The organism is Microcoleus sp. D3_18_C4 (assembly GCF_036702355.1).
In the GTDB taxonomy this organism is placed as follows: Bacteria; Cyanobacteriota; Cyanobacteriia; order Cyanobacteriales; family Microcoleaceae; genus Microcoleus.
Genome location: NZ_JAUBTF010000019.1, coordinates 83,007 through 105,251, shown reverse-complemented (window position 1 = coordinate 105,251; position 22,245 = coordinate 83,007). Strand labels below are relative to the sequence as shown.

Here is a 22,245-nt window from a genome sequence, read left to right as displayed (position 1 = left end):
TAGAGTCGAACTCATGCACTGGCTAATTTCATAAAGTCCTTTTTTTGTCAACTCCTAATACTGAACCGACGCTCTAGGTGAGTGGAGGATGATTTCTTCCCACCCGGAAATTTTTTGTTCTACTAATTTGATTGCTTTTTCTAGATTATTTTACTTTGGCTAAAGGCGATTAGTAGTTGGTGTCGAGGCAGTTAGTGTCATAATTATATCAGTATATCAAACTGTTAATGTCAGCGAATGAGGTATAATTATGAGCCTGCTTTCACACTTTACTGGAACAATCAAGGATAAGCCAGTAAAATCTGTGAATCAGTGGCAAATTATAGCAATCTCACTGCTACTAACTTGCATCTTAAACGGTTTAGCGCGAGAAACACCAGAACATTTTTCAGCAGCATCTCCTGTTATCTCCGAACCAGTTAACCAGCAAGTTTCCGAAATTGCTAATCTTGTCACAGTCAGAATTTTATCTGATTCTGTCTCCGGTTGCGGCGTAATTCTTCAGCGTCAAGGACAAATTTATACTGTTTTGACTAACAATCATGTGGTAGCTGATAATCAGGACAAAACTTATCAAGTATTGACAGCAGACGGACGGACGCATATTGCTAAATGGCTGCGTTAATCTCAGTTTGGTAACGTAGATTTAGCTTTAGTGCAGTTTACCACTTCTCAATCCTATCGAGTTGCGGAAATCGGAAACTCAAATAAGCTATCGGTGGGAGATGGGGTTTATGCTGCGGGTTTTCCCAATTGGCATTGGATTAATTCAGAGTCTATAGAGAAGACTCGGAATTGAGGGCTAAAATCTTTTAAGTTAACGAGTGGGAAAGTGAGAATATTGCCGGCTCAATCCCTTGAGAGTGGATACCAACTTGGTTAGACTAATGATATTGCCGAGGGTATGAGTAGCGGGCCTGTATTGGATAGTTATGGTAAGTTGGTGGGGATTAATGGTAAATCGAAATATCCTTTGGGGGGAATTGATGTGTTTAAGTTGGCGGATGGGAGTGTGCCTTCTCAGGCTGTTTTTCGGCATATGGAAGCTTTGAGTTGGGCGATTCCGATTGATATTTTCAGGAGTGGGTGAGTCATTTGAAGGCATGATTATTCTCAGTTATTCGCTACTGTTCGGATAGTTTTTTTACTTGGTTGACAGCATATTGCTCATCACTTGTTTTTCCTTGTTGCTTATACAAATCAGCGGCTTTTTGGTAATTTTAGATTGCACTCTGTTTGTCGTCAAGAGTAGATTTGAGATTACCCCGATTGTTGTAGGCATCAGCATAGTTGGGATTAAGTTGAATAGCCCGATCGTAATCTGCGATCGCCTCTTGGTTTCTCCCTAGGGCATATTTGGCATTACCCCGATTGTAGTAGGCTATAGCATGGTTAGAATCAAGCTTAATAGCCCGATCGTAATCTGCGATTGCCTCTTGGTTTCTCCCTAGGGCATATTGGGCAACACCTCGACCGAAGTAGGCTATAGCATGGTTAGAATCAAGCTTAATAGCCCGATCGTAATCTGCGATCAATTTTGTAGTCATTGCCTTTATTGCAGTTATTGAGTTTTAATGAAGCTGCTTCTCCGACGGTTTATAGAAGTACGCCGAATCCGATCCGAGTGTGTGATAATTATCAAAAATATTATCACAACAAAATGATTATTGGCAAAACTATTGGCGGACATTACTACATAATCAGCTCATTGGGTAAAGGTGGATTTGGCGAAACCTACTTAGCACAGGACGAATATCTACTCGACAAGCCCCCGCGCGTGGTTAAGAGATTCAAGCCCCAGTCCAATGATCCCTTCTTGCTGCAAGAAGCCAAACGCCTGTTTTAAAGCGAACCTTAACACCTGTACAAGTTAGGTGGCCACGATCGCATTCCGCAGCTATTCGCCCACTTCGATGAAAATCAAGAATTCTATCTCGTCGTCCACAAGAGATTTTGCAGCGCTATCTGGAATTATAGCGATCGTCCTTTCTAATAATTCAGAAAGGCTCTCGCCCATCATTCATCAATCATGGCGAGCTCCCTTCTTACATCCGCGTTAATCTGCGTCCATCTGCGGTAAAAAAAGAGCGAGATCCCTTTCTCAGCCAAATGCAGAAAAGATCTCACTCATGATTCATCAAAAGAGCGAGATCCCTTATTGTTGCATTCAACTAACAAAAAATTGTCATTTCAGTCAATTGTTGCTAAAATAATTACCAAAAACTATTCTGATTAGCCAATGAGCGACATCTCTATCAGCTTGCCAGATGACTTACTCACATACGTCAATCAAAAATCGCCCAACCCCAGTGCTTTGATAGAATCTCTCTTAAAAAAATGGCGAAAACAACAAGAAAACCAAGCTTTAGCAGAAGCTTGCAAGCTAATTGACGAATTAGATTTAGGATGGGATGAGGAATGGCAAGCTCAAGCGATTACCGACTGGGAAGCATCCCGATAGCTAGATTCGATCCCTCAGTAGGAACAGAAATACGCAAAACGCGGCCTGCGTTAGTCATTTCTGGTACGCTGTTCAACGAGCGACGCAGCAAAGTGACTGTTTTGCCATTTACATCCGCTCGTCCTCACGATCCTCGGATTTCTGCTGCTGTGATATTAGTACCCGCATCTCCACAAAATGGTTTAGATGCAGATAGTTTGCTAGTCTGTGTCGATCCCATGACTTTCGACAAAACAAGATTAGTACAACAAGTCGGCCAATTGGAATCCGAGCTATTTTCCCAAAGTCAAGAGATTTTGCAGCGCTATCTGGAATTATAGCGATCGTCCTTTCTAATAATTCAGAAAGGCTCTCGCCCATCATTCATCAATCATGGCGAGATCCCTTCTTACATCCGCGTTAATCTGCGTCCATCTGCGGTAAAAAAAGAGCGATCGTCCTTTCTAATAATTCAGAAGGGCGATCACTTAACTATTACCTATAATTCCAATCAATCCCTCTTTCAAAGACTGAATATCTACATCTTGAAGCCTTCCCAATTTTTTGAGTATCAGTTGCTTCTCAATTGTCGTAATAACAGGCTTAATCATAGAAGCTTTTAAAAGCCCAGCCGATCGCCAATCTGTTATGATAATATCACCGACTTTCGGCCTACTGCTAACTTGGCTAGTTATACCCATAAGAATGCGATCGGGATATTCTGCATTATAAACGTCAGAACTAATCACAACTGCTGGACGTTTTTTATTGGTACTTTGCTCTGTAAAAGGAAACGGAACTAAAACCACATCACCAAAATTATAACTCGTCATACTCCCCGTCTTCTGGGTTATCCCAAATTTTAGCAAAAGCTGCTTCTGAGAGTTTAGTTGCAGTATAAACGAGCAGACGATCTTCACTTCGCGTTAAAAGGAAATCGATAAAATCTTCTAATAGCGTAATTTTATCGGGCGGTAAACTACGGATTTTTTCCATCAGCTTTGTTTCCGGGTTTTGGGCGACACTCATGTTATCTCTCACTTGTTAATTTTAACTTAGCCTACATTTTATACTCTCTCAATTTAATTGAATTTATTCCTTCGGTCATTCTTCTAAACCTAATTCCGCCAATTCATGTAACTCTGTCTCTTCTGCATAGACTTCCGCCTAGAGCATCGCCGATTCTTTCAACTGCTCGGTTTCTAAGGCTAATTCCCACCGTTGAATCGCTATTATAACCAATTCACTAGAATTTTTCAATCCATAGTTTTGACAGTGTTCTAAAAATTTTATCTGAGATTCATCTAGTTTAAATGTTTGCTCTTTCATAGTAAAAATACTAGGAAGCTTCAGGAAGTTAGTTGTGTCAAAAACTGTTTTTATCAAGCCACTATTTATATGATAACATACATTCGTATATAGTGCAAAAAACTCGCAAGTATTAATAACACCATATTCACCCCAAAACTATGAAAAAAATCGTCATTGGCATCATGGGCCCCGGCGAAAGTGCCACATCAACAGACTTAGAAAACGCCTATCAACTCGGACAACTCATCGCCGAAGCAGGATGGATATTGCTAACTGGCGGCAGAAATGTCGGCGTCATGGATGCCGCCAACAAAGGAGCAAAATCAGCTAACGGTTTAACAGTCGGCATCCTTCCGGGGAATGACACTCGTGGCATTTCTGAAGCTGTAGATATTGCCATTGTCACCGATATGGGCAACGCCAGAAATAACATTAACATTCTTTCTTCAGACGTAATAATTGCCTGCGGTATGGGCACAGGCACAGCTTCGGAAATAGCACTCGCTCTGAAAGCTAACAAACAAGTTATATTGTTAAATCACAGTGGCGAAAGTCAACTTTTTTTTCAAGGTTTAGCACAATTTAACATCTTTGTGGTAAACAATGCTGTAGAGGCTATGAATCAAGCTCGCGAAATCCTAGTAAATTCAAGATGAAATCCAAGATGAGAGTAAGCAAATTCAATTTTTGTGCGATCGGCATTTTCCTGACTTTGGGGATTTTCGTCAGTACCAAAGCAGACGGAAGAATTGCACAGTTCAGTTTCAGCAACAAATCCACTCAAAAATTAGCACAAACCCTCCCTCCTCCTCCCCCTTTCGCACAGCCTGTTACCGAACAAGAAGCCCCACCTATTCGCAGCGAATCCGTGCCGGATCAAATAGCTTTAGCAACCCATTTGCAGACCATCAAAGCTAGAATGTACGGTGCTTACTGGTGTCCTCACTGTCACACGCAACAAGAACTTTTCGGCAAAGAAGCATTTACCGCAATTACTTACATTGAGTGCGATCCCAGAGGCAAAGATGCTCAACCGGATTTGTGCAAAGCTGCCAATATTAAAGCTTATCCCACTTGGGAAATTCGGGGAAAATATTACACGGGCAGGCAATCTTTGGAAAAACTGGCTATTTTATCCGGTTATAAAGGCAGCAGCAATTTTATGCCACCAGTTCCCTCTCCTTAAAAATATCTAAATTAGTTCGCACTCGCACTCGCCCACTAAGAAACCGGGTTTTTGAACCCAGATTAACGGTTTTCAGCAATTATTTTGGTTAAAAACCCGGTTTCTCGCCACCCCTGCCTCCAGGACTATAAATGTAAAGTGTTGATGGCGCACCTAAAATTATGATTTTTATGAACCCAACTTCTGAATAATATGAATTGACATCACCGCGAGCTGGTTATTTAATTGTAATTAGGCGGACAGATATATGTCATTTTCAGACTAGCAGTTATTCAGGAGACTGAAGCAATGCAGTTACAATTTAGCAACAAACAAATAATCTGGAGCAGTTTGCTGTGCTTTTCGGCAATTGCATTTCCCCTAACAAGCCAAGCTATAACATTACAAGAAGTACCGAATCCCCGTCAGCTAAATAATACTTGGGTAACGGACAAGGCAAACATTCTCAGCGACAGCACCGAAACTCAACTCAATCAAATGATTTCGGATTTAGAGGCAAAAAATGGCTCAGAAATCGCTGTTGTGACAGTGCCTGATACTAAACCATCTGCGACACCAAAAGCATTTGCTACAGAATTATTTAACTTTTGGGGGATTGGCAAAAAAGGTAAAAATAACGGAGTTTTATTGTTGATTTCGTCGGGTGAACGCCGCGTTCAAATTGAAACAGGTTCTGGCATTCAAAGCATTTTACCCGATGCACAGGTAGTGGGAATTATTAAAACCGAAATTACGCCCAGATTTAAACAGCAAGACTTTGACGGGGGCACATTAGCCGGGACAAAGGCGTTAGTAAATGTTTTACAAACTCCGACGGTAAATGCTAAATCTCAAACCACACTGCCTTTGGCTCCAATCGTACAATCTCAAGGGGTGAAACCGTCACCAATACCTAGTCAATCGCCAGTTATTAGCAATAGTACATCTATAGGTGAAGATTCATCGAATTTAATCTATGGCTTACTAGGGTTGTTATTCATAGCATTCATAGCATTTATACCTTGTTTCATTATCTTCAGGATATTTCGCAGCTTATTTTCTCGGATATCTCGTTACCGCCACCGCCGTTATCCGCGCAATTACAGCAGTAACAATCGCAATTACGGCAGTCACACTCCCAATTACAGCAGTAGCAGTAGTGACTCTAGTAGTGGGGGTGGCGGTGGGGATTGGTAATTCGGGAAGGGAGGCAAAAACCGAATTTTTTTAACAGGAATTAGTCCCTCTCTGCGGGGACTTTGTTTGTTTAATTGCGGTTTCAACCGCCCAACTCGCGATGGAGTAGTTAACTAAAATACTCCTCAACAATTTTCAAAATCCGCGAAGCCGCCAAACCGTCACCAAAGGGATTAATTGCCATTGCCATTGCGTTGTATGCTTCGGAATTGCTGAGCAATTCTGCCGCTGCTGAGAAAATTGTATCAGAATTAGTACCGACAAGTTTAGCAGTACCCGCAGAAATTGCTTCGGGTCTTTCTGTGGTTTCTCGTAATACCAAAACAGGCTTGCCCAAACTAGGTGCTTCTTCTTGCAAGCCGCCGGAATCTGTTAAAATTAAATGACATCTTTGAATGGCTCCTACTAATTCTGCGTAATCTAAAGGTTCAGTTAAAAAGACTCTCGGATGGTCGCCTAAAAGAGCTTGCAAAGGTTCTCTGACTGTGGGATTTCGGTGTAGAGGTAAGAGCAAGGCTGTATCGGGAAATTTATCTAAGATTTGGAGAAATGCGTGAGCAATTCCTTGTAAGGGTTCTCCCCAATTTTCGCGGCGGTGAACTGTTGCTAAGATAGTGCGATATTTGCTCCAATCTAAATTGGGAATATTGCATTCTGGTTCGCGTTTGGCGACAGAAAGCAAAGCATCGATTACTGTGTTGCCTGTACGGTGAATTTCTCCCAAAACGCCAGATCGCCCTAAATTCTCTTCGGCCAGTGCTGTCGGGGCAAAATGCAGCCGTGTGAGCTGAGAAATCAACCGTCGGTTAGCCTCTTCGGGGTAAGGATTGAACACGTCGTCTGTCCGCAATCCGGCTTCTACGTGACCTACGGGTATTTTCTGGTAAAATGCAGCCAAAGTAGCGGCAAACGCTGTCGTTGTATCGCCCTGAACTAAGACGATGTGGGGCTGCAATTCTTTAAACAATGCTTCCAAACCCTGCAAACTCCGGGATGTAATATCTGTCAAGGTTTGCTGGTGCTGCATAATTGCTAAATCCCGATCGGCTTTTAGATCGAACATTTGCATTACTTGTTCGACCATTTCTCGGTGCTGACCGGTTAAAATTACTTGGGTGTCAAAGGTTGGAGAACTTTTGAACAGTTGAATGACTGGGGCTAGTTTAATCGCTTCTGGGCGAGTTCCTAAGACGATGCAAACGCGGTGTGTGGCTTCGGGCATGGTAAAATTGGGTAGTTGAGATTTGTGAGGGTTTTAAAGGCTCAATATTTTATAGCAGGTTTGAATCTTTGGTTAATAAGATTTATTTTTTTAGGAACCGCAGAGGGCGCAGAGGGCGCAGAGGAGGGAGAAAAGATAGAGAGGAAGGGGTTTATTGAGGGTGTTATATAGTTTTATCTCGCACTGTTGGTACATTTTTATTGTTTAATTGTCATGCCTTATCGCTACATTCTATTTTATAAACCCTACGATGTTTTAACTCAATTCACTGACAACTCCAGCGAAACTAAACGCAGCACTCTCAAAGACTATATTCCTATTCCTAACATTTATGCAGTAGGAAGGCTCGATCGCGATAGTGAAGGTTTGTTGCTGCTAACCGATGATGGACAAATGCAGCACCGCCTCAGTGACCCGAAATTCGCTCATCCCCGCACTTACTGGGTGCAAGTGGAACGAATTCCCGATGCAAGTGCGATCGCCGCTTTGCAGACAGGTGTCACAATTCAAGATTATCGGACTCGATCGGCAAAAGTGCAATTATTGTTAGAAGAACCACCTTTGCCGCCCCGCGAACCGCCGATTAGATTTCGCAAAAACGTGCCGACAGCTTGGCTGGAAATGACTCTCACAGAAGGCCGCAACCGCCAAGTCCGCCGGATGACCGCAGCAGTAGGGTTTCCGACGCTGCGGTTAGTCAGATGCGCGATCGGGCATTTGCGTCTCGAAGGCCTCAAACCCGGTGAATGGCGCGAACTAACTCAAGCTGATTTTAGATTTTAGATTTTAGATTTTAGATTGGGGAATTACAGTAAACAGTCAACTGTCAACAGTCAACCGTTAACAATCAATAATCAACTACTTTCGAGGGGGCAAAATAAAACTCTCCTTTCCATCCTGATCTTTTTGCACCTGAGCTCCCAACTTGACAAGAGCTTGTCTCGCCCTTTGACGCACCAACTTATCAGTTGTTTGAGCATAAACCGTGCTCCAAGCATTAAACCGCACCGGGACGCTATCGGGATCTCGGCGCAAATACTCTGCAGTTGCTCTAAACATCGGCGCCAATTTCTGCCATTCCGGGTTTTTTTCCACCCAATCAGCGGCCATTTCGTGGGAGCGAATTGACTCGGGAATATCCCCCAACAGCAGCAACTCATCAATACCTTTAGTTCGCCACACTATCCAGGATTGGGAATGAAGTTGCGGCGAAAGGGAAAGAGCGCTAGTACCCCGCTCTATAAAGTTAACAGCAGTTTCAGGCTTTCCTTGATAAAAAGAAATAGCTGTGGAAAGAAACAGGTAGATGTCAGCCCACCGCGGGTCGCGCTGCGTAACTATGTCAAAATAATCTTGGCTCATATTGTAGCCCGTCACATCTCGCGCTTCGTCGTCGCCAAAATACTGCAAAAATTTGAGAAATGTCCAATCTGCAATTAAATTGTCAAACCCAAAACTAGGGATAGTTTTGAGCATTTTCAGCCGTAGGGCTTCTTGCTGCGCTTCTTGCTGTGCGGCTTGCTTGAAACTGGCAGCAGACATTGCAGAGGGCGACTTTTGCCCCTGAACACGAACTGGGGACATTCCGCCCAACTGCCCGCTAGACTGCATGGCGACGACCCCCGCCAGCGCTGCTATACCTATAGCTCCATTAACGAGCAGGCTCAACCACTTACGCGAAAATTGTTCGATTTTAGCTTCCACGGCACTTTATAAATCCAAGTTTTAAATTAAGTTTATTGAAAGAGAGTAATAATTGGTTGGCGATCGACAATAAATCTCGTTAAACTGTCCAAAGGGATGGTGGAGCCTCCACACAATAGTTTAAGTAGTAGTGTGAGATTTTTTAGCAATATAAAATCTCAAATCAAAAATCTAAAATCGAATTGAGCCAAATTCAATGAATCAAGCCCGCAGACGCTTTTCTAAATTACAGGCAGCCCTGTTCAGTGGGGCGATGGCAACAACCGCTTCGATATCTTTACTCGTTCCCGGCCTGAGTCAATCAGTCCGCGCCGAGCTTCAAGATAGCCCCAAAGCTGTCTTAGACGAAGCTTGGCAAATTGTGAACCGAGACTATGTTGATGGCAGCTTTAACAAGACTGACTGGCAAGTGACCCGCCAAGAGCTGCTGAGCAAAAATTATACCTCTCGCGAAGCTGCCTACACCGCCCTCCGCAAAGCTCTAGAGAAATTAAACGACCCCTACACGCGCTTCATGGACCCGAAGCAGTACGAAGCGCTGACGAATCAAACCTCTGGGGAACTGACAGGGGTGGGGATGAGGCTGGAAGAAAACGAGAAAACCAAAGCGATTACCGTAGTCGAGCCGATGGAAAATTCCCCGGCCCTGAAGGCAGGGATTCAAGCGGGCGATACGATTCTGGTGATTGACGGCAAAACTACCAAAGGCATGACTGTCTCGGATGCGGCTCAGATAATTCGGGGCGAGGAAGGCACGAAAGTCACGCTGCGGATTGCTCGTGAGGGCAAAAGCGAGTTTGATATCACTCTGACGAGGGCGAGAATTGAGGTAGCAGCGGTTCGCTACAGCCTCAAGAATGAAGGCGGTAAGAATGTCGGTTACATCCGTTTGCAAGAGTTTAGCTCCCACGCGGGCGAACAAATGGAGGCGGCAATTAAAAAGCTCTCGGCTCAGAAAGCTGACGCTTTTGTTTTGGATTTGCGGGGGAATCCCGGCGGGTTGCTGCGAGTGAGCATTGATATCGCTCGGATGTGGATGGATACAGGGGCGATCGTCCGCACAGTCGATCGCGCGGGCGATTCTCAGGAAATGAAGGCAAATCGCACTGCGCTCACTGACAAGCCTTTGGTGGTGCTCGTGGACGACAACTCGGCCAGCGCCAGCGAGATTTTGGCCGGTGCTCTGAAGGATAATAAGCGCGCAACTGTGATGGGCGGCCAAACTTTTGGCAAAGCTTTGGTGCAGTCGGTGCATTCTTTGGCTGACGGTTCGGGATTGGCGGTGACGATCGCTCACTACTATACTCCTAACGGTACGGATATCAGCCACAAGGGGGTTACTCCTGATGTTAAGGTGGAAATCACCGACGAACAAAAGCTGAAATTAGCTAACAAACCGATGTTGGTTGCGACTAAGGATGATCCTTGCTACGCGCAGGCGATCGCACTTTTGAAAACTACTACTTCCTCGGCGCGTCCCGTGGCCGCTAATGAGGTTCTTGTTCCTAAAAAGTAAGTAGTTGAAACAGTAATTTATTAACAATAAGCATGAAGATGAAACCCGCTGGTGCGGGTTTTATTTTTATTGATTAGTTATTGGTAATTAAGTAAATCTCCTTAATCCAAACGAAAGATGCAGATGGCTAAAAAGTTGGCTATATGAGCATTATTCCTGCTTCCTGTTTCGTTTTTTTTCTATTTAGTTATTGGTTAATTGATATCCGGATTAAAGCAGATTAGTCGGATTGGGATTTTTTAACCGCAGATATCAACTTCGGAACACAGATGGAGGCTGATGGGATTTCTGAAGTGTTTCAACTCTGACTTAATTAGCTATTCATCCGTCGGATAAATTCTAAGGGCAAACCGTCGGTATCGGCAATAAAAGCTACTTCGTAAACATTTTGCCCGATCGCCTGTTGAGTCGGTTCTAACAAAACTTTCAAAGGTTGAAACTGATTGGGTTGCTCTTTAACTGCTTCCTCAAACCGCTGTTTCAGAGACTCCAACCAGCTAGGCAAGTCAGTTGTCGCCTCAGTTAAATCGAAAGATAAATGATAATATCCAACATAATGCTCGTCTCCGAAAGCATCCGGTGCGGGTTTTGGTTCCGGGATTTGAATTAGTTCGATGCGTCCGTTGAGACCTTCCATCCAACAGGCTAGGGTGTAACCTGTGGTAAAGCGATCGCTCACAGTAAATCCCAACTGTTCGTAAAAGGCGATCGCCCGGTGTATGTTAGCAGTGCGAATCGAGGCGTGGTGCATTAGATTTTGGCAGTTGGCAGTTGATAGTTGGCAGTTGATAATTGTCAGTTGATAGTTGTCAGTTGATAGTTGTTATTAATCGGCTTTATGATTTGTTAATCATTAGTTACTTTATTTACTTATTACTGATAATTCCAGACTCAGGAATAAATTTAGTCAGTTAATTTCCTAATGACAACGGACAACTGCCAACTGTCAACGGACAACTGCCAACTGTCAACTGACTATTCAAACAATCGAAAATAGGGATATCTAATCGGCTGTCCCGGCTCTTTTTCCAAATCAAAATTAATCACTTCCCAACAAGGGTCGTCTTGAGGATCGGGGCTAAAATCCACAGGCAAACCGTACAGTCTCGGTCGGGGCGATTCCGCTTGGCCGCGCCAAGGCGTGCTGCGTTCCAAATAAGCGCTGATTAAGTCGCGATAGCGTTGAGCAACGATCACGCGAGTTGCTCGGTAGCCTTGAGTATAAAGTCGATCGAGCGCTTCGTGAATTTCAAACCGAATTCCGTCCGGGTGCGTGTGCTGGCGATACCATTCATTCTCCCAGCGGCGCCAGTGCCGCCCAGACTGAAGGTGAACCAGTTCCCCCGTTTTTGGATCTGCCTCAAATGCCCCGTGACGCGGACACAAATAGGTATCCGTTAGCGTTAGAGCCGGAATTGTTTGGCGACAGTGGGGACACTGAATTTCCGGGCCAAACATCGGGTATTGCAAGGCAACTTCAATCATTTATTTGCGTCCCAGCATATTTTCTCTGCAAAAGTCCCAAATACTTTTATTATATCCCGTATCAACAACCAGCTAATCTGCTAGAAGTATAACGATCGACCAACAAATGAGCAATCTCAACGAACCTCTGTCTGCACTTCCTTCCTATTGGCCCAGGCCAGATCTGTCCCAAGCGGCTTTTGTCGCTGAAGGCGCTGTTGTCATCGGCAGGGTAGAGGTGGCTGCGGGCGCTAGTATCTGGTACGGGGCGGTGGTGCGGGCGGATATAGAGCGAATTGCGATCGGCTCAAGTACCAATATCCAAGATGGAGCAATTCTGCACGGAGATCCGGGGAAACCGACGGTTTTGGAAGATTTCGTTACAGTCGGACACCGAGCTGTGATTCACTCAGCTTACATTGAACGGGGCTGCCTGATCGGGATTGGGGCGATCGTCCTGGACGGAGTGAGGGTGGGAACAGGCTCGATCGTCGGTGCAGGGGCTGTTGTCACCAAGGACGTTCCCCCTCACACGCTTGTTGCGGGAGTGCCTGCCAAGCGAATGCGGGATGTCTCTGAGGAAGAAGCTGCGGAGTTGGTGGAACACGCTAAGCGTTACGAAAAGTTGGCTTTGGTACACGCGGGGAAAGGTTCTGATTTGGGATTTGGTGAGTTGAAGGAATAAAGTTTTCAGGATAGTCCTGGACGCCTAAAAACCTTCTGAACCTGGTTTTTTGCGGTTTTTGCGGGCTGTAACGAAGTATTCTGAAAAAAACCTGGTTTCCGATCGCCCGTGCGTCCAGGATTATAAGACTCACTCTTAATGAGTTTTGTTGAGGTACAATAATGACAAATTTCAGGGCAAATCTGTCATTATAAGCGTAGCGAACACTCTCATAAATGCTAAACTACAGTAAGGAAAATTAAGCAAAAAATTATTTATTTATAATTGCTTACACAGCCAAAAAACTCCTAAGCTTTGAAACATTCCTATATCGATAATCTAAAATCAATTGACATGAATAACGATCGCACATCCAATCCAAACATTCCCCCACACACCTGGAAACGTCCCATCGGTCTCGGTTGGGAGAATCCCTATACAGTCCGCTACGCAAGCAATCTCGACGACGGGCCCTGGCACGGAATGCCTCTGGGCGGGTTCGGTGCCGGCTGCATCGGGCGATCGCCCCGCGGCGACTTCAACCTCTGGCACATTGACGGCGGCGAACACATTTTTCGCAGTTTGCCCGCTTGTCAGTTTAGCATTTTTGAAGAAACTCAAGGCAATAAACAAGCTTTTGCACTGTCCACTGAACCGCCTACCGATGGTAGTTTATCTAGTTGGAAATGGTATCCATCGGAAGGAAGAAGGAAGAAGGAAGAAGGAAGTTCGGCAGCGGATTTTGTAACGGATGTAACGGATAGAATACACCAGGATGAAGGGCGAGGGGTAAAGTCTAATTCTGGGACTTATCATGCTTTGTATCCGCGCAGTTGGTTTGTATACGAAAATGTGTTTCAGGCTCAATTAAGCTGCGAGCAATTTTCGCCAATTTTGCCGAACAATTATCAGGAAAGCAGTTACCCAGTTGCCATGTTTGAATGGGTGGCGCACAATCCTACAGATGCGCCGATAACTCTTAGCATCATGCTGACTTGGGAGAATATTGTCGGTTGGTTTACTAATGCCAATAAGTCTCCGGAAGTGATGGTGCGAGATGATGGCAGTCCATTTTATGATTATAAACCCCGGTGGGGAGAAAGTGCCGGAAATTTGAATTTGTTGGTGGAAGATTTTCACCGCATCGGTTGCGTGATGACGCGGTTGACTGCTGAGGACGAACCGCAAGAGGGGGATGGACAATGGGCGATCGCAACTATTACTAATCCGGCGGTAGAAGTATTCTATCAAACTCGCTGGAACCCGGCGGGGAACGGTGACGATATTTGGCGCAACTTTTCGGCTGAAGGTTTCTTGTTGGATGACAAAGACGAAACAGCAGCAGCAGCCGGAGAACAGTTGGCTTGTGCGATCGCAGTTCGCTTTACTATTCGACCGGGAAAAACTCGCAAAATCCCCTTTATTATAGCTTGGGACTTGCCAGTTACTGAGTTTGCATCGGGAGTTTGGTACTACCGTCGCTACACAGATTTCTTCGGCCGCAACGGCAAAAATGCTTGGCCGATTATTCGCACTGCAATGAAGCATTCTGATACTTGGCGCGAAAATATTGAAGCTTGGCAAAAACCGATTTTAGAACGGACAGATTTGTCAGATAGTTTTAAAATGGCGCTGTTTAACGAGTTATACGCCCTGACAGACGGCGGTACTCTTTGGAGTGCGGCTGACGAACGCGATCCCAAGGGCCAATTTGCGGTTTTGGAGTGCATTGATTACCGCTGGTACGAAAGTTTGGACGTGCGGCTTTACGGTTCTTTTGCTTTGTTGATGCTGTGGCCGGATTTGGAAAAGTCGGTGGTTTTAGCGTTTGCTAGGGCAATTTCTGCGGGAGATGATACGCCGAGAATTATTGGCTGGAATCAAGCTTCGGCTATTAGAAAAGCTGTCGGTGCGACGCCCCACGATTTGGGTGCTCCTAATGAACATCCTTGGGAGAAAACGAATTATACTAGCTATCAAGATTGCAATTTGTGGAAGGATTTGCCTTGCGATTTTGTGTTGCAGGTTTATCGTGACTTTTTGTTGACTGGTGGCACAGATTGTGACTTTTTGCAAGAGTGTTGGCCGGCAATTGTTGAGGCTTTGGCTTATCTGAAAACTTTTGATGAGGATGGGGACGGAATTCCTGAGAATTCTGGAGCACCGGATCAGACGTTTGATGATTGGCAAATGCGAGGAATCAGTGCGTATTGCGGGGGTTTGTGGTTGGCGGCACTGGAGGCTGCGATCGCGATCGGCGAAATCTTGGAAGATGCAGCACCGGAGATAATTCCTAACCCTCAAGCAAAGATTGCATTATATCACAGTTGGCTGCTACAAGCAAGACCGAGCTATCAAGAAAAACTGTGGAACGGTCAATATTACCGTTTGGACAGTGAGAGTAACTCGGAAGTGGTGATGGCTGACCAACTGTGCGGTCAATTTTATGCGAAACTCTTAGGATTGCCGGATATTGTGCCGCCAGAATGTGCAGTCAGCGCTTTAGAAACTGTGTACGATTCTTGCTTTTTGAAGTTCAACGATGGCGAGTTCGGTGCGGCCAATGGGGTGATGCTGAATGGTTCGCCGGAAAATCCGAATGCAACTCATCCTTTGGAAGTTTGGACGGGGATTAATTTTGGGTTGGCGGCTTTTTTGGTACAGATGGGGATGGAGGAGAAAGCATTTAAATTGACGGATGCGGTGGTGAAGCAGATTTATGAAAATGGGTTGCAGTTTCGGACGCCGGAAGCGATTACGGCGGGGGGAACTTTTCGGGCTAGTCACTATTTGCGGGCGATGGCTATTTGGGCAATTTACGGGGTGTTGACCAATTTTAAAGAGGGAATTGGTATATTAGCTGGTGAATCCGACTAAAATTCAAGCCTTAAAGTCGCTTTTTAGCAAGGAAAACGGTTAATTCAACTATCAATAAAATTGACTGTAAAAACTTTTTCCCTTCGAGGAAAACATTAATTTTTCATGCTCAAACTTCAGCTTGGCTAAAATTTGAGCATGAAAAAGCCCGGAGATGGGAGGGTATCGAACTCGGCTATAAATGAGAGAGAAAAAGGGTCTGAGGCAATTGTTGAGACCAATGCAGTCCGCACCTTAGTTGTATATAATTTGGAGCGATCGCCAATTTCAAGATAAAATATAAAAATGTCAAATCCCTTACTTTCCCTCAACTACGAACCCGCCCTCGAATCCCTCGGTGGCGACTATTTTGATGAAGTCCCTGCAGCCGATTTTCCGCAGCATATTCTCCGCTTCCGCAATGACCAATTATTGCCAACATTGGGTTTAGATCCCGCGCAAGTAACCGACCAACATTTCATCGAAGCGTTCGGCAAATTTCACTGCGTCCGTCCCTTTCTCGCACTCCGCTATCACGGCTATCAATTCAACGCATATAACCCCAATTTAGGTGACGGTAGAGGCTTCTTATACGGCCAAGTTCGCGGCACTGACGGCAGACTTTACGACTTCGGCACTAAAGGTTCTGGCCGCACTCCGTACTCGCGGGGCGGTGACGGTAGACTTACTCTCAAAGGGGGAATTCGCGAAGTTTTAGCGGCCGAAGCTTTGCACCGATTGGGAGTGCGGACATCTCGCTGTTTTAGTTTAGTTGAAACTGGGGATGCTTTGTGGCGGGGCGACGAACCATCTCCGACGCGATCGTCCGTAATGGTGCGTTTCAGTCATTCTCACATTCGGTTTGGAACTTTTGAAAGATTGTACTATATCCGCCGCCCGGATTTAACTAAAAAACTTTTAGATTTTGTTATTGAATATTACTATCCAGAACTGCATTTAGAAGCAAGCAAGGCTGGTTTTTCGGCCCCGGAAAAGTATGCGCTATTTTATGCAGATTTAGTCCAGCGAGTCGCTGAATTAGTCGCTCAGTGGATGGCAGCAGGATTTTGCCACGCCGTGCTAAATACTGATAATATGTCGATTACGGGAGAAAGTTTCGATTACGGGCCTTTCGCTTTTATTCCAACTTACAAGCCGCAATTTACAGCAGCTTATTTTGACTATTCGGGTCTTTATTGTTACGGCAATCAACCGTTGATTTGTAGGGACAATTTAGAGAAACTCCAGGAACCGCTAGCAGCGGCGATTCCTCAAGCTGATATGGATGCGGGTTTGGCAAAGTTTGGCGATTATTATAATGCAGCATATCGGCGGTTGATGCTCAATAGATTGGGATTTGAGGATTTGCCAGAAGCTGATGGAGATGAGTTGTTGAAGGTGACAATTAAAATGCTGGCGGAGTCTCAAGTTGAGTATCACGATTTCTTTTTTGAATTGCGAAGACAGTTCGATCGCACTTGGCGAGATGATGCTAGTCTAATTTTTGCTGAGGCGGAACCGGCGGACTTGATAGCACCTTGGCGGCAGTTTTATTATCACGTTTTGCAAAGTTTGTCTACGGATGATATGGATCAAATGGCGGACAGGTTGCGGAAGCACAATCCCGAACAATCGCTCTTGAGACCGACAATTGAGGCTGTTTGGGAGCCCATTGCTATTGAGGATAATTGGGAACCGTTTTATGAGTTGGTGAAGAGACTTCAAAACTCTTAAAGGGAATTGGGCAGGGGGCATTGTTGACTGTTAACTGTTGACTGTTAACTGTTAACTGTTGACTAACAACTAACAACTAACAACTGACTACTTGAGCTTTTCAATCTCAAATTGTGTATCTTTGTAACCCCCAGTAAGTCCTTGATCGAGAAACATTTTGCCGGCTTTTTCTAAATCGCTAATTGCTCCTGCTTTGTCTCCCAATGAGCGGCGAACCATGCCTCTACCGTAGTAAGCAGCAGCATAATTCGGACTGATCCGAATAGCTTGCACGTAATCTGCGATCGCACTATTGTAATTCTTTAACTCGTGATAAATCTTAGCCCGATTGGCGTAAGCTTCCGCATTGTTGGGATTGAAGCCGATTGCTGCTGTAAAATCTGCGATCGCCCCCTGGGCGTCACCCCCGGCACTGCGAGCTAAACCACGATTGTTAAAAGCATTAAAATCATTCGGATTTACTGTTAGCGCTTGAGTGCAATCGGCAATTGCTTTCGGATAATCCTTCAAATTTAAATAAGCAATGCAGCGATTGTTGTAAGGAACCCCATCCTCCTCACTCAGCGAAATTGCCTGAGTGCAATCGTCAATTGCCGCTTGATGTGCTCCCAAATTCAACTGCGTGCTGCAACGATTAGCGTAAGCATCTTCACTCTTGGGATCGATCGCAATTACCTGAGAATAATCCGCCAAAGCTCCCTGATAATCTCCTAGGTGAAAGCGAGCTCTCCCGCGACTGTAAAAAGCATCAACATTCTTAGGATCAAGTTTAATTGCCTCAGTATAATCTCCAATTCCCCCCTGCAAATCGCCACTCCCAGCACGAGCCAACCCCCGCGAATGATAAGCTTTAACAAGGTTCGGCTGCAGCCGAATTACTCCGGTAAAATCCTGAATAGCGGCCTTGTAATCTTGCAGTTCTAAATAAGCAACTCCTCTTTCGTAATATGTATCAACATCGTTTGGCTGGAGATTCAAAGCTTGAGTGTAATCCTCAATCGCTCCCCGTGTATCGTTAAAATCGTGACGGGCTAGGCCGCGGTTAAAATAAGCCTGAACATATTTAGGATTGAGAGCGATCGCCTGAGAATAATCCGCAATTGCTTCTTGATACTTTTTTAAATCATAATTAGCATTACCGCGCTGGTAAAAACTCTCAGCATTTTTAGGATTCAATTGAATTGACTTATTAAAAGCCTGCAAAGCTGCATCCGCATCTTGATTGCGAGACTTTTCCACTCCCTGTTCGTAATATTCCTTAGCTTTAATCGGATTCGGCCGGCTCCAATAACTAAACAGAAATATCAGAACTATCGCTGCCCCGACGCCCGCCAAAATCAGCAACCAAAATCGACTTCCCAAACGTGAATAAAAACTATCAGAAGACACTAAGCTGGGAGCAATACTTTTCTTGTTAGCCGTATTCACAGGCTCTTGGCGGTGTCTCAACTTGCTGAGAGCTACCAAAACTTCCTCCGCAGATTGATAGCGCTTGGCAAATTGGTGACAGACCATTTTGTCAATTATATTGGCTAATCCCACAGAACATTGAGATCGGTTTCGCCAAACAATTTCCCCCGTATGAGAAGGACTCGGATCTTGCAATTTGGGCAAATCCGTACCGGGTAAACCAGTGATAGCTTGGACTGCCATCATCCCGACTGCATAGAGGTCGCTGCTAAATTGCGGGTTGCCTTGAAATTGTTCGATCGGCATATAAGCCGGAGTTCCAGTAGCAATGGTGCGCGGAAACTCTGTATCGTGATCGCTGACGTGACTCGCAACTTCTTTAACCGAACCAAAGTCAATTAAAACTAATTTGCCGTCGGGTTTGCGGCGGATTAAGTTGGAGGGATTAACATCGCGGTGAATCACTCCTTGAGAGTGTACGAAGGCGAGAACTTGTAACACTTCTTGCAACAGATCCAGCACTCGTTCTTCTCGCCAAGGTTGACCGGCCACAATTTCCCTATTTAGGGCGTGTCCGGGCACAAACTCTTCGACGAGGTAGAATTGATTTGCTTCTTCAAAATAAGCTAGTAAAAATGGAATTTGATCGTGTTTTCCCAGCTTTTCTAATATTTCTGCTTCTTGTTTAAATAAGCGATAAGCTGTTTTGAGAACTGTGGAAGTGTTGCTGGGAGGGCGCAGTTGTTTGACTACACATTGAGGATGGCCCGGCCGGCGAGTATCGACAGCTAAATAAGTTTGTCCAAAAGCTCCTGAACTGAGGATTTGCACTACGCGATAACGCCTGTCTAAAAGTTGACCAACCATGTTCATATCTATAATTGAGAATTGGTAACGGGGAGTTGGTAATTGGGAATTTGTAAGGGGGAGTTGGTAAGGGGGAGTTGGTAAGGGGAAGTTGGTAATTTGAGCTTCTTCCTTTTTCCTTCTTCCTTCTTCCTTCTTCCTTTTTTCTGGTTTTTTTAACATCTGAATGGAAACTAAGAGTTTATTTAGGGTCGTTGATTTGTGATTGTGCGTTTTGGAAACCATCGGCTCTTCCTTGTTCTAGAAACAAGGTTGCAGCTTTCTGAAAATCTTCGATCGCCCCAGCACGGTCTTTGAGTTGGCGGCGGACGAGGCCTCGGCTGTAAAAAGCGCTAGCATTGTTGGGGTTGAGCCGTAGCGAGTGAGCGAAATCCTCAACCGCTAAAGGGTAATTTTTTAGTTCTGAGTAAATAGTACCGCGATTGCTGTAAGCTACTGCATCGCTGGGATTGAGTCGAATTGCTTGAGTAAAATCTTCTAAAGCTCCCTGCTTGTCTCCCGAAGCCGATCGAGCTAATCCTCGATTGCTGTATGCTTTGGGATTGTTGCCGTTGAGTCCGATCGTCAAACTGCAATCTTCGCTGGCCTTTTGATATTGTTTTAAATTCAGATAAGCAATGCAGCGGTTGTTGTAAGCTGCTTCATCTTTTGGATCGAGGCGCATTCCTTCGGTGCAATCTGCAATCGCTTTATCGTAGGTGGCCAAATTCAAGTAAGCGCTGCACCGATTGGTATAAGCATCAGCGAGATCTGGTTGCAATTCGATCGCCTTAGTATAATCTTCCATCGCTCCTTGATAATCTGCCAGATTAAACCGCGATCGACCACGACTGTAGTATACGCCAGCTTGTTTGGGGCTAATTTGAAGGGCTTGAGTAAAATCTGCCATTGCTCCTGTTTTGTCGCCTGCAGCCGATCGAGCTAAACCGCGATTGCTGTAAGCTGTAGCATCGTTGGGACTGAGCCGAATTGCCTGAGTGTAGTCTTCAATTGCTGTGCGGTAGTCGCCCAAATCGTAGTAGGCTAAACCCCGCTGAGAGTATGCCTCACCGTCGCTGGGATGCAGTCGCACTACTTGGGTGAAATCTTCCACGGCCCCCCGCTTGTCCCCGATGTCGAGGCGGGCCATACCTCGATTGTAGAGAGCTTTGGTGTGGCTAGGATTGACTTTAATTGCTTGCGTGTAATCCTGTATTGCTTGCTCGGTTGCGCCCATGTCGTAGCGAGCGTTTGCCCGCTTGTAGTAAGTTTCCGCATCGCTGGCATTCAGGGCGATCGCTTGAGTATAATCGGCGATCGCGCCTGTTGTGTCACCTTGCTGCGCCTTGGTAACACCACGGGCTAACAATTCTTTTGCCCTCGCCGGATTTTTACTCTGCCAAAAGTAAATTATCAGTGCCGTGAGGATTAAAGCTGCCGCTGTTGCAGCCAACAGCAGCAGTTTGGTTTGGCTTTTTCTTCGCGGTTGACTCATAGCGTCCGTGATGATTGTGGCGGGGGGCGGCTCAACCTCAAATTTTACGGCGATTTGTTTGAGGTCTGCTAAAACTTCGGCGGCATCCTGATAGCGTTCCTCGCAGTCAGGGCGCACCATTCGATCGATAATATCTGCTAGGGCTGCCGAACAAGTTGCCCGGTTTCGCCAGGAAATTTCGTTTTTGTTGTTTTTTAAGGCACTCAGTTCGTTGGGTGAGAGTCCCGTGACGGCAAGCTGGCCGATCGTACCTAGAGCGTAGATGTCGCTATTGTAGCGGGGGTTGCCGCTCGATTGCTCGATCGGCACGTATAACTCCTGGGCCGCCAAATCCTGTTTTTTTGCCACAGGCCGTTTAACAGAGTTCGGGGAAGTTTGCGACAACAAATGACAGTTAGCAAGTTCCGGGTTAATTTCTTTGTCTAAGCTAAAGTCTACCAATACAAATTTGCCGTCTGACTCGCGCCGGATCGCTCTGTCTGGTTGAATTCTGCGGTGAATGAAACCTTTGTCGTGTATGAACACCAAAATTTCTAATATTTCTGATAGCAGACCAATTACTTGGTCTTCATCCCAAGGTTCACCGGGTATTAGTTCTTGACTTAAAGGTGATCCGGCAATAAATTCTTCAATTAAGTATAAACTTTGATTTTCCTCAAAATATGCCAATAATTCGGGAATTTTGTCGTGTTTCCCCAATTTTTCAATTATTTCTGCGTTTCGTTGAAATATAACTTTGACTAATTCTGGAGTTTGCGAACTTGTGCCGGGTAGCCGCATTTCTCTAACCGTGCATTGCGGATACCCGGGACGGTGAGTATCTGCTGCTAGATAAGTTTTTCCCACCTCACTTGAGTCTGTGACTTTAATGATGCGGTAACGTCTGTCTAGAAGTTGACCAATCATGCTTTGCCCTCTACCCTGTCTATCGATTTTAGATTTTAGATTAAAGAATTGAAGCATTGACCCCACAGATAAATTCGGGGGGCAAGTTTCATCGGATACAGGTTTTTTATTTCTCCACGGATGAATCCGGGGGCTTGTATCCTGGATGCTTTCGGTCAATTTTCCATTATCGCATGAAATCAGAATAGCCAAAATATGTGGCTGAGTAATTTAAGTTCGATCGAGCCGTGACTCCTACCCAAAAACGGATAGTTGCTTTCCCACAGGAGTCGTTAGCATCCCAAAATTTTAGACCCTAGTTAAAGCTCCCCGATT

At 45.1% G+C, this 22,245-nt stretch carries 23 protein-coding genes; 13 read left to right on the top strand and 10 right to left on the bottom strand.

The features are described from left to right. Window positions 1-250: 250 nt before the first annotated feature. Both QUA90_RS12405 and QUA90_RS12400 read left to right on the top strand, forming a co-directional pair. A complete protein-coding gene (locus QUA90_RS12405; RefSeq protein ID WP_333322675.1) occupies window positions 251-625 on the top strand; it encodes a hypothetical protein in 375 nt (124 codons plus the stop codon). A 279-nt stretch (window positions 626-904) separates the two neighbouring features. After that, window positions 905-1,090: a hypothetical protein gene (locus QUA90_RS12400; RefSeq protein ID WP_333445736.1), complete on the top strand. Its 186-nt coding sequence runs from the start codon at window positions 905-907 to the stop codon at window positions 1,088-1,090. Window positions 1,091-1,220: 130 nt separating this feature from the next. On the opposite strand, the gene QUA90_RS12395 is transcribed toward QUA90_RS12400, so the two are convergent. Continuing rightward, complete coding sequence (locus QUA90_RS12395; RefSeq protein ID WP_333445734.1) at window positions 1,221-1,547, bottom strand: tetratricopeptide repeat protein; 327 nt, start codon at window positions 1,545-1,547, stop codon at window positions 1,221-1,223. A 17-nt stretch (window positions 1,548-1,564) separates the two neighbouring features. On the opposite strand from QUA90_RS12395, the gene QUA90_RS12390 reads away from it, so the two are divergent. The 3 genes from QUA90_RS12390 (at window position 1,565) to QUA90_RS12380 (ending at window position 2,781) form a co-directional block, all read left to right on the top strand. Then, window positions 1,565-1,846 carry a hypothetical protein gene (locus QUA90_RS12390; protein ID WP_333322669.1) on the top strand — a complete coding sequence of 94 codons (282 nt, stop codon included), beginning with the start codon at window positions 1,565-1,567 and terminating at the stop codon, window positions 1,844-1,846. A 393-nt stretch (window positions 1,847-2,239) separates the two neighbouring features. After that, entirely contained in the window at window positions 2,240-2,461 is a 222-nt protein-coding gene (locus tag QUA90_RS12385) for a hypothetical protein (RefSeq protein WP_333445732.1), read from the top strand. Beyond that, complete coding sequence (locus QUA90_RS12380) at window positions 2,419-2,781, top strand: type II toxin-antitoxin system PemK/MazF family toxin (protein WP_333389218.1); 363 nt, start codon at window positions 2,419-2,421, stop codon at window positions 2,779-2,781. Before QUA90_RS12385 ends, QUA90_RS12380 begins: the two co-directional genes overlap by 43 nt. A 147-nt stretch (window positions 2,782-2,928) precedes the next feature. Here the strand turns inward: QUA90_RS12380 and QUA90_RS12375 are convergent, their stop codons facing one another. The 3 genes from QUA90_RS12375 to QUA90_RS12365 form a co-directional block, all read right to left on the bottom strand. After that, window positions 2,929-3,273, bottom strand: coding sequence for a type II toxin-antitoxin system PemK/MazF family toxin (locus tag QUA90_RS12375; RefSeq protein ID WP_333445731.1), 345 nt, complete (start codon window positions 3,271-3,273; stop codon window positions 2,929-2,931). After that, entirely contained in the window at window positions 3,260-3,469 is a 210-nt protein-coding gene (locus QUA90_RS12370) for a toxin-antitoxin system, antitoxin component, Xre family protein (RefSeq protein WP_333388913.1), read from the bottom strand. The genes QUA90_RS12375 and QUA90_RS12370 overlap by 14 nt, the downstream gene beginning before the upstream one ends. Before the next feature lie 138 nt (window positions 3,470-3,607). Beyond that, window positions 3,608-3,769: a hypothetical protein gene (locus tag QUA90_RS12365; RefSeq protein ID WP_333388914.1), complete on the bottom strand. Its 162-nt coding sequence runs from the start codon at window positions 3,767-3,769 to the stop codon at window positions 3,608-3,610. A 140-nt stretch (window positions 3,770-3,909) separates the two neighbouring features. Here QUA90_RS12365 and QUA90_RS12360 point away from each other — a divergent pair, with 140 nt between their 5' ends. The 3 genes from QUA90_RS12360 to QUA90_RS12350 all read left to right on the top strand — a co-directional run bounded on the left by QUA90_RS12360 (window position 3,910) and on the right by QUA90_RS12350 (window position 6,113). Further along, window positions 3,910-4,407: a TIGR00725 family protein gene (locus tag QUA90_RS12360; RefSeq protein WP_333322657.1), complete on the top strand. Its 498-nt coding sequence runs from the start codon at window positions 3,910-3,912 to the stop codon at window positions 4,405-4,407. Window positions 4,408-4,415: 8 nt separating this feature from the next. Next, window positions 4,416-4,937, top strand: coding sequence for a hypothetical protein (locus tag QUA90_RS12355; protein ID WP_333322655.1), 522 nt, complete (start codon window positions 4,416-4,418; stop codon window positions 4,935-4,937). Between the two features lie 288 nt (window positions 4,938-5,225). Further along, a complete protein-coding gene (locus QUA90_RS12350) occupies window positions 5,226-6,113 on the top strand; it encodes a TPM domain-containing protein (RefSeq protein ID WP_333445729.1) in 888 nt (295 codons plus the stop codon). Window positions 6,114-6,222: 109 nt separating this feature from the next. On the opposite strand, the gene wecB is transcribed toward QUA90_RS12350, so the two are convergent. Continuing rightward, a complete protein-coding gene (wecB, locus tag QUA90_RS12345) occupies window positions 6,223-7,335 on the bottom strand; it encodes a non-hydrolyzing UDP-N-acetylglucosamine 2-epimerase (RefSeq protein ID WP_333445727.1) in 1,113 nt (370 codons plus the stop codon). Between the two features lie 213 nt (window positions 7,336-7,548). Here wecB and QUA90_RS12340 point away from each other — a divergent pair, with 213 nt between their 5' ends. Beyond that, complete coding sequence (locus tag QUA90_RS12340) at window positions 7,549-8,118, top strand: pseudouridine synthase (protein WP_006631347.1); 570 nt, start codon at window positions 7,549-7,551, stop codon at window positions 8,116-8,118. A gap of 75 nt (window positions 8,119-8,193) precedes the next feature. On the opposite strand, the gene QUA90_RS12335 is transcribed toward QUA90_RS12340, so the two are convergent. Further along, entirely contained in the window at window positions 8,194-9,039 is an 846-nt protein-coding gene (locus QUA90_RS12335) for a hypothetical protein (RefSeq protein ID WP_333445726.1), read from the bottom strand. A gap of 196 nt (window positions 9,040-9,235) precedes the next feature. On the opposite strand from QUA90_RS12335, the gene ctpB reads away from it, so the two are divergent. Continuing rightward, window positions 9,236-10,555, top strand: coding sequence for a carboxyl-terminal processing protease CtpB (gene ctpB / locus QUA90_RS12330; RefSeq protein WP_333322647.1), 1,320 nt, complete (start codon window positions 9,236-9,238; stop codon window positions 10,553-10,555). A gap of 313 nt (window positions 10,556-10,868) precedes the next feature. Here the strand turns inward: ctpB and QUA90_RS12325 are convergent, their stop codons facing one another. Both QUA90_RS12325 and QUA90_RS12320 read right to left on the bottom strand, forming a co-directional pair. Next, on the bottom strand, window positions 10,869-11,306 hold the full coding sequence (locus QUA90_RS12325; RefSeq protein ID WP_333445724.1) for a VOC family protein: 438 nt from the start codon (window positions 11,304-11,306) through the stop codon (window positions 10,869-10,871). Window positions 11,307-11,530: 224 nt separating this feature from the next. Further along, complete coding sequence (locus QUA90_RS12320; protein WP_333211502.1) at window positions 11,531-12,040, bottom strand: TIGR02652 family protein; 510 nt, start codon at window positions 12,038-12,040, stop codon at window positions 11,531-11,533. 106 nt (window positions 12,041-12,146) lie between these two features. On the opposite strand from QUA90_RS12320, the gene QUA90_RS12315 reads away from it, so the two are divergent. The 3 genes from QUA90_RS12315 (at window position 12,147) to QUA90_RS12305 (ending at window position 17,273) form a co-directional block, all read left to right on the top strand. Further along, complete coding sequence (locus QUA90_RS12315) at window positions 12,147-12,704, top strand: gamma carbonic anhydrase family protein (protein ID WP_333445722.1); 558 nt, start codon at window positions 12,147-12,149, stop codon at window positions 12,702-12,704. 333 nt (window positions 12,705-13,037) lie between these two features. Continuing rightward, complete coding sequence (locus QUA90_RS12310; protein WP_333445720.1) at window positions 13,038-15,560, top strand: GH116 family glycosyl hydrolase; 2,523 nt, start codon at window positions 13,038-13,040, stop codon at window positions 15,558-15,560. A 285-nt stretch (window positions 15,561-15,845) separates the two neighbouring features. Further along, complete coding sequence (locus tag QUA90_RS12305) at window positions 15,846-17,273, top strand: protein adenylyltransferase SelO family protein (protein WP_333445718.1); 1,428 nt, start codon at window positions 15,846-15,848, stop codon at window positions 17,271-17,273. Window positions 17,274-17,360: 87 nt separating this feature from the next. Here QUA90_RS12305 and QUA90_RS12300 read toward each other — a convergent pair whose 3' ends face one another. Both QUA90_RS12300 and QUA90_RS12295 read right to left on the bottom strand, forming a co-directional pair. Further along, a complete protein-coding gene (locus tag QUA90_RS12300) occupies window positions 17,361-19,775 on the bottom strand; it encodes a tetratricopeptide repeat protein (RefSeq protein ID WP_333307813.1) in 2,415 nt (804 codons plus the stop codon). Continuing rightward, on the bottom strand, window positions 19,732-21,930 hold the full coding sequence (locus tag QUA90_RS12295; RefSeq protein WP_333445716.1) for a tetratricopeptide repeat protein: 2,199 nt from the start codon (window positions 21,928-21,930) through the stop codon (window positions 19,732-19,734). The genes QUA90_RS12300 and QUA90_RS12295 overlap by 44 nt, the downstream gene beginning before the upstream one ends. Window positions 21,931-22,245 lie beyond the last annotated feature (315 nt).